Here is a 17,488-nt window from a genome sequence, read left to right as displayed (position 1 = left end):
GCGGCGGGGGAAATCGACTGGGACATCTCGGTGGACTCCACCATCGTGCGTGCGCACCAGCATGCCGCGGGCGCCCGCACCGATCCGCCGCCGGCGCCCGCGTCAAAGGGGGCCGAAGTCCCAGAACACCAGGGCGAAACGCCCTGGCAGAGCCTGGTCGCCCGCCTGGTGGAGGTGGTGCTGGAGGTGAGGGTCTGGGCCGCTCGCGCGGCGGATTCACCACCAAGCTCCACCTGAGTGCCGACGGCCGCTGCCGCCCGCTGTCTCTGATCGTCACACCGGGCCAGCGGGCGGACTGCACGCAGTTCAAGTCGGTCCTGGAGAAGATCGGCGTCCCCCGGACCGGGCCGGGCAGGCCCCGCGCGAAACCTGACTCACTCGCGGCCGACAAGGCATACAGCAACCGGCCTTGCCGCGAGTATCTGCGGCGTCGGGGGATCCGGCACACCATCCCGGAGAAGGTGGACAGCCAGGCCGCCCGCCTCCGCAAAGGCTCACGCGGCGGACGGCCACCCGGCTTCGACGGAGAGCGGTACAAGAAGCGCAACACCGTTGAACGGGCCATCAACCGACTCAAGCAGCACCGGGCGGTGGCCACACGCTACGACAAACGCCTCTACGTCTACCTGGGCACCGCAACCGCCGCAGCCCTCACCATCTGGCTCCGCACATGATCGGCCGGACAAGTCCTAGCGGTCCAGTTGGCCTGGATGTGCGTTCTTGTTGGCCCGCAGGTGTGCTCTTCGGCCCTGATTTAGGTGCCGGTTGCCCGGGCCGAGCTGGGGCGGGCGCGCAGGGCAGGGAGGCGGGCACAGTCTTCCGCTGCCGCCAGGCTCTCCCCCAGCGTCAGGAGCGACAGGAGCCGCACCGGCCGGCCAGCTGTGGCAGCGGCCTCCAGTTTGTGGTGACCGTCGAGGAGAAAGTGAGTCAGGCCCCAGTGCGCAGAGGGGTCGTCTCCCAGGCCGAGAGCGGGCTGACAGACGTCCAATGTTGAGATCGCCACCGCCGTGGGGACCGTACCCTGCTCCATGAGCGCGACGTACTCCTTGACCCGCTCCCTGTCATTCCAGGTCGGGGGGACCATGGGCACGACGAACTCATAGAGGTGGGCATCCGTGTCGACGGCGGTCTCGAAGGTCCGGTAATACGGGGTGTGCGGGTACTCGGGGAGGCCCCAGAACTGATCGACCCCCCACGTCGTGACCTGCTCGCGGCTGAAGTAGTCACCTTCCTTCCCCGGGGTGATCAGCCGGGGTTCCACGCTCAGGAGCAGCGGAAGGTACTCGCCCTCCGCCAGCAACGCACCGAACGCATCGATCACACCGCCGTCGTCCGGATCGTCCAGTGCACCGGTGAGCCGTTCCTGCATCCTCTCCAGGGACAGCTTCTCTCTCGCGGTCTCCAGCCGGCGAAACAGGAGCGGGCACGTTCCGCAGTAAAAGCTGAGCTCGAAGGCAGGCTCGTCGTCGACCATGAGCAAGCGGCGCCGCGGCCCGCCGCCGAGCTCCTGCAGTTCCGTATCGAAGTGCAACCGTGCCTCGGAGGAAGGGACGCCGAGACTACGGGGGTCGCCCGTTTTGATCATCACGGACCGACCGTACGGGACACCGTGGGCCGGCTCCACCGAGTACTGAGCGTCCATCTGGCCGGGCGGGCCAACTACGCCGCTCAGGCAGAGCTGTTGTGATCGAGAGTCCCACCGGCCAGGGACCATCGGTCGCCGAGCCTCACTGCTTCCAACTAACGTGTCCAGGCTCAGTTGCCGCAACTTCTCGAAACAGATGACATCGAGTCGTACCGACTGACACCGAGCATTTGCGTCGCTGGCCAGAGACGGCCGCGAGTCTGCGGCCAGCAGAACATCCCGACTTCGTCGCCTGAAGGCAGGCGGGGCATGATTTCCGCTGTGCATGAGGACGAGAACAAGCGCGGGTACGCGCGGTACACGCTGACCGGGACGGAGGACGGCCGAGTCTGGGGCGTCTGCGCCGAGGCGGAAGGACTGTTCGGAGAATCCCAGCGCGGGACGTACGAGCTGTTCGACTGGGTTCCGGAGGAATCCGGCGTACCTGCTTGGGTCGGCAGCCGGGTGTGGTTGGTGCCGGATGACGAGGCACTCGACGCCTGGTTGCTGGAGGACGCAGAGAGTTTGGGGCAGTTCCCCCGGACGGACAGTCTGCTGCTCACCGGCCTGGACGACTACGAAGGTCCGCCCGAGGGGCACAGGGGCCGCGTTCGCCTGCACGACGGGCACCGCTGGCTAGGATCATGCCGGGAATTCGCCCGTGTCCTGTCGCCCGAGCAGGTGCAGCCCTCGCTTGTCCTACGAGGGCTCGCCCAGAGCGATCAGCTGAGGATGGCGCTGACGAAGGGCACCCGGCGGGCACTACATCTGGAGGAAGCCGCTCTGCAGATACGCGACAGCCAAGGTGAGCTGCTCACTGATCGGCTGCTGCGGGCAAGGGTCAGCGACTGGCACCCATCCTCCCGCGGGCCGGATCTGATCGACCTCGAGCTCGACGGGGGCCCCTTCACACCCGTTCCCGAATACGCCCGGCCCATCTGGCAGCGGTGGCTCGCCGGGCCGCCGGACGCCGTGAACGCTTGGGCCAACCTCGATACCCGCCGCCGCGGAGCCTGGCATGACCTCGTCCGAGAGCGGGCCTGCCGACGATCTCACCGCGACCGGCCAGCCGGTCACGCCTACGAACTCGATGGCCGGCACATCACCGACGAACCAGCCCTCTATCTGGCGCTCGGCGAGGCGATCAACGGGCCGGGTGGCTACTTCGGCGGCTGTCTCGCCGCCCTTGACGACTGCCTGCGCGGCACTTTCGGCTACACCGCCCCCGCCACCCTTCTCTGGCGGGACGCCGCGATCGCACGCGAGCACCTGTCCCACACCCTGACACCGGAGGGCCAGCCTCACGACCTGTTCGCCTCAGTCCTTGAGGTCCTGGCCGAGGGCGGCATCGACGTCACCCTGGCATGAGCTGACCACCAGTCGAACACGCCCCACGCGGTGAACGGCTCGGCCTGGCAAGGCCCTGCTTCCCCGGCTGACGACGCGCCGGCGGCCGGGGGCAGGGCCATGAGACGTGGTCAGCAAGTCGACGTCCGTTGGCTCGACGGATGCTTCGGTGAGCTCACCGTGGGCGAGCCGGTCCCGCTCGTCGCCGTAGCCGCTGCAGAAGGCGACCCGATCGCCGTGGACGGCCACCGCATGGGCGCCCCGCACACGGTTCACCCACACCCTCACGGGCCGCTCGGGGCGGTTGCGGCGTATCTCGACCAGCGCGAAGTCCGCGTATGGGCACGCCCAGGCAGCAGTGCCCGACACGTTCAGGGCGTAGCAGCCGAAGTAACTGGGGATACGAGCGCCGTCTGACGTCCAGCCAAGCCGGCCCGCGGCGCTCCAGCGGCGGATTCCGGCCGGATGCTCGTCGAAAGTGCCCGACCGAGATACAGCCGGCCTCGTCCAGGAGCAGGTGCTCGAAAGCGTCTCCGACCGAGAAGGACGAGGTCTCGCGGCCGAGGGCGTCGAAGACCTGGACCAGGTTGACGTCCTCGTAACGGCGGGCGTGAGAGGCGGCGACGACGAAGCCGCCGTCGGGCAGGCGGTCCAGGTGCCTCCAGCGGGCCCGCGCGGCGTTCAGCTCGGTGAGTTCGACGTTGCTGCCCGGATCGGCGGAGACGACCCGGGCGTCGAAGGGCCGGACATCGCCGCCGGGCTGCCGAGAGTTTTGGGCAAGCAGCCAGTGGGAGGGCGCCGACGGTACTGGTAAGGACCTGGCGTGCACGGAGGAGCGGAGGAGCCACATGATCGGCCGGACAGGCCCAGTCGGAACGGGACCCGTGTGGCCACTCGCCCCGCTCACCGTGAAGCAACGCCATGCTGCGTCGTACTGGCGACACGCAGCGGCGGCCCGCCTCCTGGGTCGCCCTCAGGAAGGCCTCATCCACCCTGACCGCACCCGGGACTGACCTTTGGGTGTCTCCGCTGCAGGCACGCCTATGCGACCGCGAGCGGCGGCACACGGTGTCGGGCGGTTGCCGCCGGCACGGCCGGACGGCGTGGCAGAGTGGTGATATGTGCGGTCGATACGCCTCATCCCGCGGTCCCCAGGATCTGACCCGGCTCTTCAATGTCACCGACTGGCGTCCCGAGGAGAAGCTGGCGCCCAGCTGGAACGTGGCTCCCACCGACGACGTCTACGCCATCCTCGAGCGGGCTGGCCGCGAGAAAGACGACGAGGTACGGCGGGAGCTCCGACCGCTGCGGTGGGGACTCGTGCCTTCGTGGGCGACAAACCCCAAAGCCGGAGCCCGGATGATCAACGCCAGGGTGGAGACAGTGCACGAGAAGCCCGCCTTTCGTCGTGCCTTCGTCAAGCGGCGCTGTCTGCTACCGGCCGACGGGTTCTACGAGTGGGAGCCACTCAAGGACGAAAACACGGGCAAGACGCGCAAGCAGCCGTACTTCATCCACCCCACCGACGGGCAAGTGATGGCCCTGGCCGGGCTGTACGAATACTGGCGCGACCCTGACATCGAGAACGGCGACGACCCGGCCGCTTGGCTGACCACCTGCACGATCCTCACGACCGAGGCCACCGACGCGGCCGGCCGGGTACACCCCCGCATGCCGCTCGCCCTCACCCCGGACCACTACGACGTCTGGCTCGACCCGCACCACCAGAACACCGACGACCTCCGCGCTCTGCTCACCCAGCCCGCAGGCGGCCAGCTCAACGCCCGGCCCGTGTCGACAGCCGTGAACAACGTCCGCAACAACGGGCCCCATCTGCTGGACGAGGTCGCCTGACGTCGCCTGCCTGACGGCAATACCCGCCGGGCCGTCCGCGGGGCTCTGCGGCCGGGCGAGGCGGACAGCCACGAACCCCTAGAACACCATCTGCGGCTGCGGTTCCGGCTCCTCGCTGCGCGGCACGTAGTCGGCACCTCGGTCCGTCGCAACGGCAGCACCGACCAGGTCATGCAACTGCTCGTGGCTGATCGTCCACCAGCGCGGGCCCCGCGGCCGGTAGCGGTCTGCCTGGGCTTACGCCACGCGCCGCAAGCGGGTCTCCCGGACGGAGCCCTCCGGCCACGGTCGCCGTCACCCTGACCGGCGGCAACCGCAACGACGTCACCCAGCTCATCGCGCTGCTCCAGACAGTGCCGCCCGTGCAGGGCAAACGCGGCCGACCTCCGCGTCGCCCCGACGTCGTGCTCGGTGACCGCGGCTACGATCACGACAAGTACCGCCACCTCGTCCGCGCGCTGGGAGTGAAGCCGCTGATCGCGCGACGCGGCACCGAACACGGCTCCGGTCTCGGCACTCAACGCTGGCTTCTCGAGAACGCCTTCGCCCACCTGCACTGGTTCCGCCGCCTGCGGATCCGATGGGAGGTCCGCGACGACATCCACGAATCCTGCCTCACCCTGGGATGCACGCTCATCTGCTGGCGACGCCTGTCACAGCCGGCCCGAGCCCCCGCCCTCCCGAAGTAGCCATTCCCGGACCGAAGGAGCTCGGTCGAGAAGCCGCCTGACCTGCATCCCCTCGTCCCGTGAGGTCACCATCGGTAGCGGGGTGAAGTCGTCGGGAATCACATCCAGCAGACTCAGCACACGGTCTCCCGCACGCAGAGTGATCAGCACTTCCCACCGCACGTGACGTGGAACCTCCGGGCGGTGGGACAGGCTGTGCCACAGGGCCGGCCAGAGGTAGTGGGTGCCGTCGGGCGCCGCATTCGCTCGCACCCACGCCCAGTTCAACCGCTGGCTCAGGCCGAGGCCACCCGCCCGCTCCTGCAGTCTGAACAGCGAGGCCGAATCGATGACCTTCACCTCGCGAGGCAGCGGCTGTTCGAAGTACATCGCCCCATGCTGCCCGACAGCACCCCACGCCGGGCAGCCGACCCCAAAGACTCATTCCGTTAGGAGTTCTTATCGCGATGAACGCGCGTACCACGGCGGGGTCGTCGTCCTGGGTGGCCGGGCGAACGAATACCGCTCCCCCACCAGTGCGTCGGGGCCGGCATCCCGCTCCTGTGCGCTCCGCGGCGCACTGCGCCGCTCCGCGCGCCGTCGAGAGGGCTCGTCCCATGCCCGTGGCCGCACCACTGCACAGGTCAGGCGCGACCTGCACCCTCATCTGCTACCGCAGATTCGCCAGATGAGACTTCTAAGCCGTCTCTTCCGGATCCGCACCCGCACCCCGGACCGGCTGCTGTGACTGCCTGATCTCCCTCAGGTACTCCAGGGCCTGCTTCCTTGGGACCTCGCCCAGGAGCCGGTTCTCGTGCAGCCCGCGACGGGCTTCGTTGCGGGCGTTGACGAGGGCCTCGGCGCGCAGGATGACTAAGCCGCCGAACCCCAGGGCGCAGGCCATCCACCAGGGGGCCTCGGTAGCGAGGCCCAGCGCGGCCGACAACAGGCCGCCGAGAGGGGTGAGAAGGAGGGAAGCAGTCATCGGTGAACTCCTCAAGGACCGGCAGGGCAAGTGGGCTTCGGTGGATCGGCCAATGAATCGACTAGACCTGGCAGTTGGCCGTACAAGTGCTGCCCGACCGACCAAGATGGTGCTCCGGGCAGCGTGGGAGGCCCCGGCGACACGGCCGGCGGCGACTCCCGCCGAGAACTTTCTACGCCCACCGCAAGCCGCCGACCAGCGGCTTCGGGCAATCATGAACGCGTGAACGCCAATGAACGGACCTCGAACGAGGAGAGTGAATGGCAGGAGCTGGAGGCAATCGCCCGAAGGGCCCACAGCGCCCTGATCCGGCGGCGGTCGCACCGGAGAAGCGGTCCTGGGCGGCCCTCATGCGCCGTGTCTACGACGAGCTCTACATGGAGCTGGAACCGGCTGAGCGCCTGTCGGTCAGGGCGCTGGCCCGCGCGGCACACCTCAGCCACGGCTACATATCGGAGTTGTTCTCCGGCAAGAAAAGTCCGGACCTGGTGTCGTTCCTCGCAGTGGTCAAGGCGCTTGGTGGGGACCCCGGTGCGTGGGAGCCGCGCTGGCACCGGGCCGTGGCGCAGCAGGAGCCGCCCGCTGACGTGCAGGCACCGCCTCCGCCGCTTCCCGGGGTCGCGGACGAGAGCCCTGAGGACCCCGACACGGAGGGGGCGGCGGAACCCCTGTCCGGTCCGGAAGCCGACCTGCGCCACTACCTCGTCCGCCGCTTCGTGCGGGCCGTCCTCGCGTCGGTGGTCGCGGTGTTCACCTTCCCGATCCGCGCCCGCCGGGACAAGGCCGCGGTACGGATGCAGCGTCGGCTGATCAAAGGTTTCATGAACAAGGCGGCCAAGGACTTCCAGCGCGCCGAGGTCCACCACTACCTCGAACCGCGGTTCGTGATCCTGGAGGAGGCGGGGGACGAGCAGAACCCCAGGTTCAGACGCCGGGCCAGAAGCAAGCGGAGGGCCGCGCCCGAGCGGGTGCCGACCGATGTGAGCAACGTCCGCACGCTCTACGGGGCCATGGACGAGCTGGTGGTACTGGGCAAGCCGGGCATGGGCAAGACCACGCAGCTCGCCCGGCTCGCCCACCGGCTGGCCGAGGAGGCCCTGGCCGGCGGCGAGGGCAAGGACCCGGCCTACATCCCGGTCTACCTGCGCCTCGACAGCTACCGCGGCGAACCGATCGAGGACTGGATCGCCACCGAGATGAGCAAGATCGAGGGAGTCTCGGCAGTGCTCGTGCGCAGCTTGCTGGAGCAGCACCTGCTGCTCCCCGTGCTGGACGGCCTGGACGAGGTCCCGGAGAGGGACCAGACCAAGTGCGTCACGGAGCTGCTGCGTCTGCGCGAACTCTGCCCGGGCATGGCGGTCGGCTGCCGTACGGACGAGGGTGATCAGCGCCGGCTGGCTCAAAGCCTGCGCGCGCTGCGCTACGTCGAGATCCAGCCGCCGACCCGGCCGGACGTCCAGGACTTCCTCAATGCCAACAAGGCGGCCCTTGCCGACGTGCACGCGGCGCTGAGGGAGCACCAGGACCTTTGGCCGCTGCTGCAGTCCCCGATGATGCTCAACATCATCTGCCTCACCTACGCCAACCGCTCGGCGGATGACTTGCGCCTCGGAGGCAGCCTCGCCGACCGTCAGAGCCGGATTTTCGACACGTACGTGGGCCAGTGCCTGCAGCGCAGGCGCCCGCGGCCGGACGGCGCCCCGCACCGGACGCTGACCTGGCTGACTTGGCTGGCCCGGACACTCACCGAACGCCGTGAGCACGTCCTGTACCTGGACCGGCTGGACCTGAGCTGGCTGTCGCGCCGGGAGCAGATGCTGCCGCGGATCGTCCCGACCGTGGCCATGGCGACCTGCGCCCTCGGGGTACCCGTGCTGTGGCTGGTGGTGGCGGACCGGGCCGGGGTGCTGCACACCAGCCTGTCGGCCGCCGCTGTCGTGGCGTTGGCCATGGCGTGCACCACCGCGGCGCAGGCGTACCAGTCGGAGGACCACTTCCTGAAGTGGCCGCAGGACGGGAAAAGGAACGCCAGGAGGGAGCGCGGGGCCCTGCTGATACCTATGGCTAAAAACGGCCCGGTGATGTTGGTCATCCTGTGCCTGCTGCTGCTCACGGGCGTCGATCTGAGCTCGGTGGGCGTGATCGTGGTGGGGCTCGCCTACCTGTGGGTCACGGCCACTCAGATGGAAGGCATGCTCACCGACGTGTTTTCGCCCGTGGAGCAGCTGCGGTGGACCTGGCGGCGGAGCGAGCGGGCAGTCTGGTCGCCGGGCACCTATCCCGTGAAGCGCATGATGCTGTCGGGCTTCATGTGGCTTTCCATCGAGTTCCTGGTCGGCTACGTCGTCCACCTGCTCTGCCCGGAACCCGATTGGATCGCCCCGGTCGCGGCCCTCGTGCTGGGCCTGTTCTACATCGTCGGCAACCAGTTCGAGCCTTCGCTGCAGGCCCGGCGCCCCCGCCCTAACGAAGGCATCCGCCGAACGGTCCGTTTCTCCCTCGTCCACGGGTTCTCGGGCCTCGTCGTGGCCGCCGTGTTCCTGACCGCGCTCCTCGGGATCGCCTCACCCGACCAGGACCTTCGCCGCGCAGGGTTCGTCGCCGCCCTGCTGGGGATGCTGTGCGCGGTGGTGCGCGGCTTCCGTTACGGAGGGCTGGCCGTCGTACGCCACTGGACGATCCGCGCGGTCCTCGCGTACCGGGGGCGCACCCCGTACCGCTACCGGCGCTTTCTGCACACCGCTGAGCAGCGCGCCCTGCTCTTCCGTACGGACAGCGGATTCTTCTTCCCACACCGCCTGATCCAGCTTCATCTCAGCACCACCGCCGAGAAGATACTGCCCAGGGTCGGGCCCTTGCCCTGAGCGCACTCGACGATCCGGCGCCGGCGACTGCGACGTGGCGGAGAGCCTGGCCTGACCAACAGCCAGGGTGAGGAGCGGAGAACACCTTGTCACGCAGGATGCCGTGCTTGCGCGCCGGTCGGCGCGACGAAACCGACAGAGCTGCCTGCGGCAACCCGCCAGAGAACCATACGATCCGCCCATGATTCGTGCAGTGGTCTTCGACGTCGGTGAATGCCTCGTGGACGAGACGCGTGAGTACGGCACTTGGGCCGACTGGCTGGGCGTACCCCGCCATACGTTCGCCGCCAAGTTCGGCGCCGTCATCGCCCAAGGCCGCGACTACCGTGACACCTTCCAGGAGTTCGCCCCCGGATTCGACCTCTACGAGCAGCGGGAAGCACGAGCCTGGGCCGGGCAGCCCGAGCACTTCGACGAGTCCGATCTCTACCCCGACGTCCGCCCCGCCCTGGCCGCCCTCCGTGAAGCCGGGCTGTGGCTCGGCATCGCCGGCAATCAGACCGTCCGCGCCGGCGGCATCCTCCGCGAGCTGTTCACCGAGGACGTCGACCTCATCGGCACGAGCGACGACTGGGGCGCCAGCAAGCCCGACCCCGAGTTCTTCGTCCGCGTCGCCGCCGTCGTGCCGTTCGAGCCCTGCGAGATCCTGTACGTCGGGGACCGCGTCGACAACGACCTGCGGCCGGCCGTCGCCGCAGGCATGCCGACCGCGCTGGTGCACCGCGGTCCGTGGGCGACGATCCAATGGAACGACGAGGAAGCCAAGAGGCTCCCCGCCTTCCGGGTGGAGAGCCTCCTCGAGCTTCCTGAGCTCATCGCCAAGTTCAACGCGTCAGCGAGCTGACCGTCGTACGCCACCAGTGCTGTTGGTCTTCCAACTCGCGGACGCACGCCTCATGCCGCTACGGGCTCAGCGCCCGCCGCACTTCCCGCGCCCGGTCCATGCCCGTCGCGTTCCAGGTCACGCCGGGCTGATCGAGGGCCTGGCGGGCGTACCCACACGCCTGCTCCGGGTTGCCAGCAGCCGCCTCCACCGCGGCCAGGTCGCCGTGGATGACGGTGCGCTGACCATCTGGCCTCGGAGCTAGGCGTCGACCTCACAAGGCGATGGGTCGATAGGCCAGGGCCTGCTCGACCACTTCAGCAGCCGAGAGATCCCGCTCTGGCGGCCAGAAGATCAAGTCACTGACGTGGCCGGTTGGACATGCCAGGGCTCTGCCGAGCATGTCCAGCCACCCGTCCACCTCTTAGGAGGCGTAGTCCGCATCCATGATCCGCTGCACGACGGCAACAGCCTCAGTCCGGCTCATCTCCACTGCACTCGTCCCCCCGTTCGGGGCCACCCTAACGAGGGGGGTGATCGGCCGGACAAGTCACCCGGGTGAGTGCTTGGGAGGGCCGGGCGTGTCTCAAACGGGCCAAGATCGTTGGCCTCCCGTGAACAACACCAAGCGTCTACTTGCCGCCATCACTTTCGCGGGGGCGGCCCTCACCTTCTCCAGCCCGGCGCAAGCTGACATCGGGCTTGGCCATAACGCCAGCACCGATGACAACGGCTATGTCTGCATCCGGGTCCCTAACGGGGACGGGGGCTCCTACAGGGTCTGCGGGCCGCGTGACGATCCGCGCCACCACCTGACCCCGGGGGCCCGTTTCTCTCCGTGATTGATGTGCTCCAGCTTCGGGCGGCGAGCGTGTGCGTCCGGCGTGACGGCGGCCCCGGTAGAACGACGCGCTCGTCCGTCCGTGTCGGGCGGCGTCCCGGCACTGGCGTTGGGCGGCTCGTACCGGGGCGACTCCGTCTCGCCGGGCGTCACCGCATCTCTGTACGGCCTCATCGACCATTCGGTCGTAGGGGGCCAGTGTCAGTGGTGCCGGCGTGGTCTCTCTCCGACTCGGTAATCCACTGCTGGCCCCCAACGCTGGCCTGACGGCGGGGCCGGTACTCGAAAAGGAGTCGTCCCCTGGTCTACGCAGGGGCTGTCATCGCGCAGGCCGGATGGCCCCAACCGCCGGCGTTCTTAGTGATCGTCTCGCCCTTGGCGTAGGGGCGTCCGCAGGAGCACCGGCCCGGGAACTTCGCTTTCACCGAACCGCCGGAGGATGGACGCTTCGGACGGCCCGATCGGCTCGAACGTGTCGCGACGGCCGGGGTCTCGGCCGGCGGCAGCGCCGAACCGGCTGCGGACCCGGCCGGCCGCTGCGTACGGGCGACGTAACTTGCCGCGCCGTCGGCCGCCGCGTTCAGCCGGTCTCCGCCGACCTGGTGGGCCGGAGTGTGGACGAATTGCACGTCCCGGCCGGTCAGCAGCTCATCGATCGCCACCACCAGGTCCCGGTTGGCCACCGGCGAGCCCGCAGCCGTCTTCCAGCCCTTGCGGCGCCAGCCCGGGAGCCAGGTCGTGACCGCCTTCATCGCGTACTGCGAATCCATACGCACCTCGAGCGGCACCGCCGGATCCGTAGACTCCAGCAGCCGCTGCAGAGCTGTCAGCTCGGCCACGTTGTTCGTCGCGTGGCCCAGTGGGCCCGCCTCCCAGGACGCCACCTCACCGTCCACGTCGGCAATGACCCACGCCCAGGCCGCCGGCCCGGGATTTCCTTTCGACGCCCCGTCACACGCGGCGATGATCCGTTCCACCATCCGACCGATGCTGCCACGTCCTTCCCATGTCCATCTCGGTGGCCCCTCGACGGGCCCAGCCGCAGTCGGGATCCAGCGCCCTCCCGGATGGCCCGATGAGGACATTGCGAAGCTCGTGCCTTGCGCGCCATCGAGCTCCTCGGTGCCAGAAGCGTGTGACCGACTCGGGCAGTCTCAGCTCTCCCCCGACGTCCATTCGTCAGCGGTAGCAGCCGTGCGCGGAGCGCTGAAGAAGGCCGCCCGTGAGCAGACCACGACCAGGCGGGCTCGCCTAGGTCACCAGCTCGGCTCAGCCCTGCCGCCAATGGGCAGCGCCGACCGTGTCCAGGTATTGATCCTGGTCGACCAGGCGACTGCGCCCAACGAGTCACTGCGCTCACTGAACGTAGGGTGTTTGGGGGCGGTGAATCTCCATGATGACGGCCGTTCCAGCGACGGATCGGTCCTCGTGCATGGTGATCACCTGGCCAGGTCGGAGGTGCTGCCACTGCAGAGGGTCGAGCGGGGCGAGTCGCACCGAGGATCGTCCGCCGGGTTCCAAGAAGGGCATGAACTCCACCCAGATCCGGGCAATGTTGAGGTCAGGTTCGCCGCTCGGGGTTCGATTGCCGATATTCCACATCGGTCGTAGGACGCCGGCCCCCGTCGAAGGAGGTCTGCCGTCGAGCCTCGGAGGCTGGCCGAAGGGTGAGATCTGCTCGGATGATGCCGTTGCGTGTCTCGTAAGAGCGCCAATGACACCAGGCCGCGCTCCTCTCCAGCCGCATCTGCTCGGCCGCAGTGGCCAGGGTCTCCCAGAAGCTGAGTGGGAGCGGCTCGACGTCGCCGAGTTCCTCCAACAACCCGAGGGCAGTGTCCCACTCGTCTTCCACGAGGTACTCCCAGATATCTCGCACCGTGATGTCGTTCTCGGTGGCGATCTCTTCGGGGACAAGCAGGGTCGCCGCTTCGAGCAGCTTGGGGACGTCCATTCCCTGATTCTGGACCACCGCACGACGGGGAAGTCCGCCGGGCGGGAGAAGGGTTCTGCCGTATGCAGGAGACGTGGAAGATAGCGGGTGACCAACATCAGCGACGCCCATGTGAAGGTCCACTTCCGCATGGACGTGGACGAGGACGGCTGGCCTTCAGCGAGTGTCCAGCTTGGCGATGGCGATTGCCGCCGCCTTTGCACGACATCGTCAACCAGCTTGATCGTGCTCGCCTCGTCAAAAGGCCGACGCGGGCCTCGACCGCTCCTGTAGTCGGTTAGCCGGGTCACGTGGCACAGCCCTCTATGCCTTGGCCGATGCGGCCGATCTGGCGGCCTGCTCGATCTTCGCGTAGTAGGCTTCGCGGGCTTCCTCATCAATCTGCATCTCGTGTTCGGGGCGCATCCCGGTTCGGCCGTCGACGCCTTCGCGCAGGATGTCGGCGTGCCCGGCATGCCGGTTGGTCTCGCCGAGAACGTGGACCATGACGGCGAATAGGTTCGTGTTGGAATGAGGCTCCGGCCACCACGGCACGTGGCCGGGGGCATCGAGGGGAAGCTCGTTGATCCTCGCGTCCGAGTGTTCCCACGTGCGCCGGTAGAACTCGATGATCTGATCGCGGCTCTCGTCCTCAGTCGCCCACAGATCGCTGCCGTCGTGGTCCTGCCACCGGGGCAGCGGTTCCGGGGAAGGGCGGTCGAAGACCTCGCAAAAGTACCTGGCCTCAACGCAGGCCACGTGTTTGACCAGGCCGAGGAGGTTGCTTCCGGTCACTGTCAACGGTCGGCGGGTGTCGTATTCGGACAAGCCGTCGAGCTTCCAGACCAGCGCCTTGCGGTCCCGCCGCAGTCTCCCGTGCAGGTTGTCCTTCGCGAATTCATCGATCATGCGGCATGAGCCTGCCATGACGAGATCTCCTACTACATCGCCTACTGCCCGGCCGACACCACCCTGGACGAGGTGATCCGCGTCCCGGGCAGCCGCTGGGCCATGGAGGGATGTTTCCAGACCACGAAGCAGGAGTGCGGCCTGGACGACTACCAGGTCCGCCGCTACCCCGGCTGGCACCGCCACATGACCCCGGCCATGGCCGCCCACGCCTGCCTGACCGTCCTGCGGGCCCGCCAGTTGGGTGCGGAGAAAGCAGAAACGGTTCCTCCCAGCTCATCCACCTCAGCCTCGCCGAGATCAGACGACTGATGACCCGACTCACCGATCGTCGCCCCACACCCGTCGACCACATCCTGCTCTGGTCGACATGGCGTCGCAGACGACAAAGTCAGGCCCACGTCAGTCACTGCAAACGGCGCGGACACAGTCCCTGAAACTGGTCAGCAATCAGCACAAGCACCGTTGCAGTACTACTTGGATGACCGCTGGAACCAGGGCTGCACCAACGCCTGGACGGTATGGGAGGAGATCGTTCCACTCGGCTATCAGGGCAGCTACCAGCGGGTTCGCGCCTACTTCCGGGGGAAGCGGACTTCTCACAACCAGATCACGGCTCGGCCGCCGTCACCCCGCGTCGGCGTCGGCTGGATCCTCCAACGCCCCGAGACCCCCTCCCAGCAATCGACCACCTTCGGCTCAAGGCCGTCCTGGTCCACTGCCCCGAACTCGACGCCATGCGGTCTGCTTGAACAGGCGGAACGTGCGCTCGAAGTCGAAGCGGCGGAGGGAGGACTGCCGGCAACGATCGACGTCCGGCGCCGTGGCGTACCGGTGTCGGACGATCTACAGCCCCAGCAGTGGCTGTTCGGTCCAGACGGTCTTCCCCTCGCGGGTATAGCGCGTGCCCCAGCGCTCGGTCAGCTGGGCCACCAGGAGCAGGCCACGTCCCCCCTCGTCAGTGGTGCGTGCCCGGCGCAGGTGCGGTGACGTGTGACTGGTGTCGGTGACCTCACAGATCAGAGATCGTTCACGGATGAGCCGCAGGGTCATGGGGCCACTGGCGTACCGGTAGGCGTTGGTGACCAACTCGCTGGCGATGAGCTCGGTGGTGAAGGTGAGTTGATCCAGGCCCCATTCGGTCAGCTGGGCCGTCGTCAGTGCCCTCGCCTGGGCGGCGGCGGTCGCGTCCAGCGGAAGTCGCCAGGAGGCGACGTTCTGCGGTGGGAGCACCCGTGTGCGGGCGATGAGCAGGGCGATGTCGTCGGCGGGGTGCGCGGGTACGAGGGAGTCGATCACCGCCTGACATGTCTGTTCCAGGGGGTCGGCGGGGCGGCTGAGCCCCGCGCACAGCCGTGCCAGAGCCGCGTCGAGGTCGATGTGCCGTTCACTGATGAGTCCGTTGGTGTACAGGGTGAGCAGGCTTCCCTCGGCCAGTTCGATGTCCCGGGCCTCGAACGGCAGGCCGCCCAGGCCGAGCGGTGGGCCGGCGGGCAGGTCGAGCAGGCTCACCTGTCCGTCGGGGGTGGTCACCGCCGGTGGCGGGTGGCCGGCGCGGGCCGCGGAGCACAGCCGGGAGACCGGGTCGTATACGGTGTACAGGCAGGTGGCGCCGATGACCTGCTCGCCCACGGGCCGCTCACCGACTGCTTCTTGTTCGGCTGCCAGCAGGTTGACCAGGTCGTCCAGGCGGGAGAGAACCTCGTCCGGTTCCAGATCCAGGCTGGCAAGGGTCTGCACGGCGGTACGTAGTCGGCCCATGGTGGCTGCGGCGTGGAGGCCGTGGCCGACCACGTCGCCGACGACGAGCGCGACCCTGGCCCCGGACAGGGGGATGACATCGAACCAGTCGCCACCCAGCCCCGAGGCCGCTCTGGCGGGGAGGTAGCGGGGGGCCACTTCGACGGCCATCTGGTGGGGAACTGCCGTCGGAAGCAGGCTTCGTTGCAGGGTGAGCGCGGTCCGTTGCTGCTGGGTGTAGCGCCGGGCATTGTCGATGCACACGGCGGCGCGCGAGGCGATCTCCAGGGCCAGTGTGAGGTCGTCTGCTTCGAACGGGTCGGGGCGCCGCGAGCGCCACAGGCTCATCGTGCCCAGCACCAGGCCCCGTGCCGCCAGGGGTACCACGATCAGGGAATGAACACCCAAGTCGGGAGCATGGTCACCCTGGCGCGGTTCCCTGGACAACCAGTCAGGCGGAAGAACCGATTCCAATACGGCCCGCCCGTCGGCCAGGCACCTTGCTTGTGGGGTGCCGGGTGCGAACTCGAGCGGCTCCCCACCCGGGTGGAGCAGTTCGGGCTGCTGGGCCAGTGCGCTGCTCACCGCCACCCGTACGCCAGGCTCCTTCGAGCCCTGCGCCGGCTCCTCGCCCCGCGTCACGGATTGCGCCACGTCCACCGATACGTGGTCGGCCAGATGAGGGACCATCACATCAGCGAGCTCCCAAGCCGTCTCTCCCACATCGAGCGTGGTTCCGATGCGGGTGCCGGCTTGGGCGATGAGCGCCAGCCGAAGCCGGGCCCGATGGCGTTCGGTGACATCCTCGACGGTCTCCGCCACTCCCAGGACCCGCCCACCCGGGTCCTCCAGCCGGAAGGCCGAGACGGACGCTGCCCGCTCCCGTGCCGGATCCTGCTCCAGGCGGGTGTACTGCTCGGTGAAGAACAGTGATTTCCCCGTCTGCATCACCTGGCGCACCCGGTCCACGGCCTTGCGCGCGTCCTCGGCAACGAGCAACGCGCCGGTGGGCATTCCTTTGAATGACGCGGCCGGAACGCCGGTGAACCGTTCGATTGACCGGTTGACCCGGAGAACTGTCATGTCGGGGCTGTGCACGACAAGGCCGATCGGGCACCGGCGGAACAGGCCGTCGAGAACCGCGCGGTCCCTCTGCCACTCGAGGATCTCCGCCGCCGGAGCCCCGACAAGGAACCACTCGCGGACATCGCCTTCGCGCAGGAGCGCACGTGCCCTGAACCCCATCTCCACGAGCCGTCCGCTGAGATGCCGCACGGCCAGTACGCCGAACCAGCCTCCGGCTCTCCTGCACGTCGCCGCGGCGTCCTTTGCGGCCGGCAGGTCGCGGGGATCGATCAGGACTTCGAACGCCGGACGGCCCATCACCGCTGTCTCCGGGTAGCCGAGCAGCTCCCGCGCCCGCTGGCTCCATCCGACCACGGCTCCGCGGTCGTCGAGCACCGCCGAGGCGGCCAGGTGCAGAGCAAACGGATCATCCCGGCTCTCGCTGAGCACCGTCACCCGCTGGTCCACTGCTGGACACCACCTCTACTCGGCTACTGATGTTCTCCGCTGATACTGGTACGCGACCGAGACTGGCGTGGCTCAGCCCGGAGCGGTCACTTCGCCGCACCACAAGACCTCCGGAGCAAAAGATCCGGATGATGCCATGGTGAGCCTATTGAACCCGGTCTGACCCGCCAGTCTTCCGGTCGCTGTGTCGCGGCGTGGCGGCCGTCACCCGCACGGTCTCACCAGGGATCGGCCCTGCCCAGCTGAGCGTCCGAGTTGGCCGGTTGAGCGTTCGGGGTCATGGCCAGGGCACGTCACGTCGCACAAGTGCCTTGGCGACAGTTCGCCACTGCGCCGGGCGTATTCCATCCGTTCCCGTACCTCCCAAGGG

11 protein-coding genes and 6 pseudogenes are annotated in these 17,488 nt (G+C 68.3%); 8 read left to right on the top strand and 9 right to left on the bottom strand.

Annotated elements, in window-relative coordinates:
- Positions 1-674: pseudogene (locus tag ACWGH0_RS14825) on the top strand (IS5 family transposase); the annotation flags it as partial.
- Between the two features lie 80 nt (positions 675-754).
- On the opposite strand, the gene ACWGH0_RS14820 reads toward ACWGH0_RS14825, so the two are convergent.
- Positions 755-1,585 carry a hypothetical protein gene (locus ACWGH0_RS14820; RefSeq protein WP_453404550.1) on the bottom strand — a complete coding sequence of 277 codons (831 nt, stop codon included), beginning with the start codon at positions 1,583-1,585 and terminating at the stop codon, positions 755-757.
- 309 nt (positions 1,586-1,894) lie between these two features.
- Here ACWGH0_RS14820 and ACWGH0_RS14815 point away from each other — a divergent pair, with 309 nt between their 5' ends.
- The 4 genes and pseudogenes from ACWGH0_RS14815 to ACWGH0_RS14800 all read left to right on the top strand — a co-directional run.
- Positions 1,895-2,992, top strand: coding sequence for a barstar family protein (locus tag ACWGH0_RS14815; RefSeq protein WP_453404549.1), 1,098 nt, complete (start codon positions 1,895-1,897; stop codon positions 2,990-2,992).
- A 457-nt stretch (positions 2,993-3,449) separates the two neighbouring features.
- A complete protein-coding gene (locus ACWGH0_RS14810; RefSeq protein WP_453404540.1) occupies positions 3,450-3,785 on the top strand; it encodes a hypothetical protein in 336 nt (111 codons plus the stop codon).
- A gap of 305 nt (positions 3,786-4,090) precedes the next feature.
- On the top strand, positions 4,091-4,825 hold the full coding sequence (locus ACWGH0_RS14805; RefSeq protein ID WP_453404539.1) for an SOS response-associated peptidase: 735 nt from the start codon (positions 4,091-4,093) through the stop codon (positions 4,823-4,825).
- 287 nt (positions 4,826-5,112) lie between these two features.
- A pseudogene (locus tag ACWGH0_RS14800) lies at positions 5,113-5,514 on the top strand (transposase); the annotation flags it as partial.
- On the opposite strand, the gene ACWGH0_RS14795 reads toward ACWGH0_RS14800, so the two are convergent.
- Together ACWGH0_RS14795 and ACWGH0_RS14790 are read right to left on the bottom strand one after the other, a co-directional pair.
- A complete protein-coding gene (locus ACWGH0_RS14795; RefSeq protein WP_453404538.1) occupies positions 5,479-5,883 on the bottom strand; it encodes a hypothetical protein in 405 nt (134 codons plus the stop codon). The pseudogene ACWGH0_RS14800 and the gene ACWGH0_RS14795 sit on opposite strands and share 36 nt — an antisense overlap.
- A 307-nt stretch (positions 5,884-6,190) precedes the next feature.
- Positions 6,191-6,478: a hypothetical protein gene (locus ACWGH0_RS14790; RefSeq protein WP_453404537.1), complete on the bottom strand. Its 288-nt coding sequence runs from the start codon at positions 6,476-6,478 to the stop codon at positions 6,191-6,193.
- 260 nt (positions 6,479-6,738) lie between these two features.
- Between ACWGH0_RS14790 and ACWGH0_RS14785 the strand changes: the two genes are divergently transcribed.
- Both ACWGH0_RS14785 and ACWGH0_RS14780 read left to right on the top strand, forming a co-directional pair.
- Positions 6,739-9,342, top strand: a complete 2,604-nt coding sequence (locus ACWGH0_RS14785) for an NACHT domain-containing protein (RefSeq protein WP_453404536.1) — start codon at positions 6,739-6,741, stop codon at positions 9,340-9,342.
- Positions 9,343-9,523: 181 nt separating this feature from the next.
- A complete protein-coding gene (locus ACWGH0_RS14780) occupies positions 9,524-10,186 on the top strand; it encodes an HAD family hydrolase (RefSeq protein ID WP_453404535.1) in 663 nt (220 codons plus the stop codon).
- Here ACWGH0_RS14780 and ACWGH0_RS14775 read toward each other — a convergent pair.
- The 5 genes and pseudogenes from ACWGH0_RS14775 to ACWGH0_RS14755 form a co-directional block, all read right to left on the bottom strand.
- Positions 10,167-10,409, bottom strand: a pseudogene (locus tag ACWGH0_RS14775) (transcriptional regulator); the annotation flags it as partial. The gene ACWGH0_RS14780 and the pseudogene ACWGH0_RS14775 overlap by 20 nt on opposite strands.
- Before the next feature lie 30 nt (positions 10,410-10,439).
- A pseudogene (locus ACWGH0_RS14770) lies at positions 10,440-10,652 on the bottom strand (e9imm peptide).
- A 659-nt stretch (positions 10,653-11,311) separates the two neighbouring features.
- Positions 11,312-11,986 carry a ribonuclease H family protein gene (locus tag ACWGH0_RS14765; RefSeq protein WP_453404534.1) on the bottom strand — a complete coding sequence of 225 codons (675 nt, stop codon included), beginning with the start codon at positions 11,984-11,986 and terminating at the stop codon, positions 11,312-11,314.
- A 376-nt stretch (positions 11,987-12,362) separates the two neighbouring features.
- Positions 12,363-12,957, bottom strand: a pseudogene (locus ACWGH0_RS14760) (hypothetical protein).
- Positions 12,958-13,260: 303 nt separating this feature from the next.
- A complete protein-coding gene (locus tag ACWGH0_RS14755) occupies positions 13,261-13,845 on the bottom strand; it encodes a DinB family protein (protein ID WP_453404533.1) in 585 nt (194 codons plus the stop codon).
- 18 nt (positions 13,846-13,863) lie between these two features.
- Between ACWGH0_RS14755 and ACWGH0_RS14750 the strand changes: the two are divergent.
- Positions 13,864-14,157 (top strand): annotated as a pseudogene (locus tag ACWGH0_RS14750) (IS701 family transposase); the annotation flags it as partial.
- A gap of 534 nt (positions 14,158-14,691) precedes the next feature.
- Here the strand turns inward: ACWGH0_RS14750 and ACWGH0_RS14745 are convergent.
- Positions 14,692-17,118 (bottom strand): SpoIIE family protein phosphatase, encoded by a 2,427-nt coding sequence (locus tag ACWGH0_RS14745; RefSeq protein WP_453404532.1) that lies wholly within the window; start codon positions 17,116-17,118, stop codon positions 14,692-14,694.
- Between the last annotated feature and the right edge of the window lie 370 nt (positions 17,119-17,488).

It is taken from the genome of Streptomyces sp. NPDC054887 (genome assembly GCF_053610585.1).
This window is presented reverse-complemented; position numbering and strand designations above follow the sequence as displayed.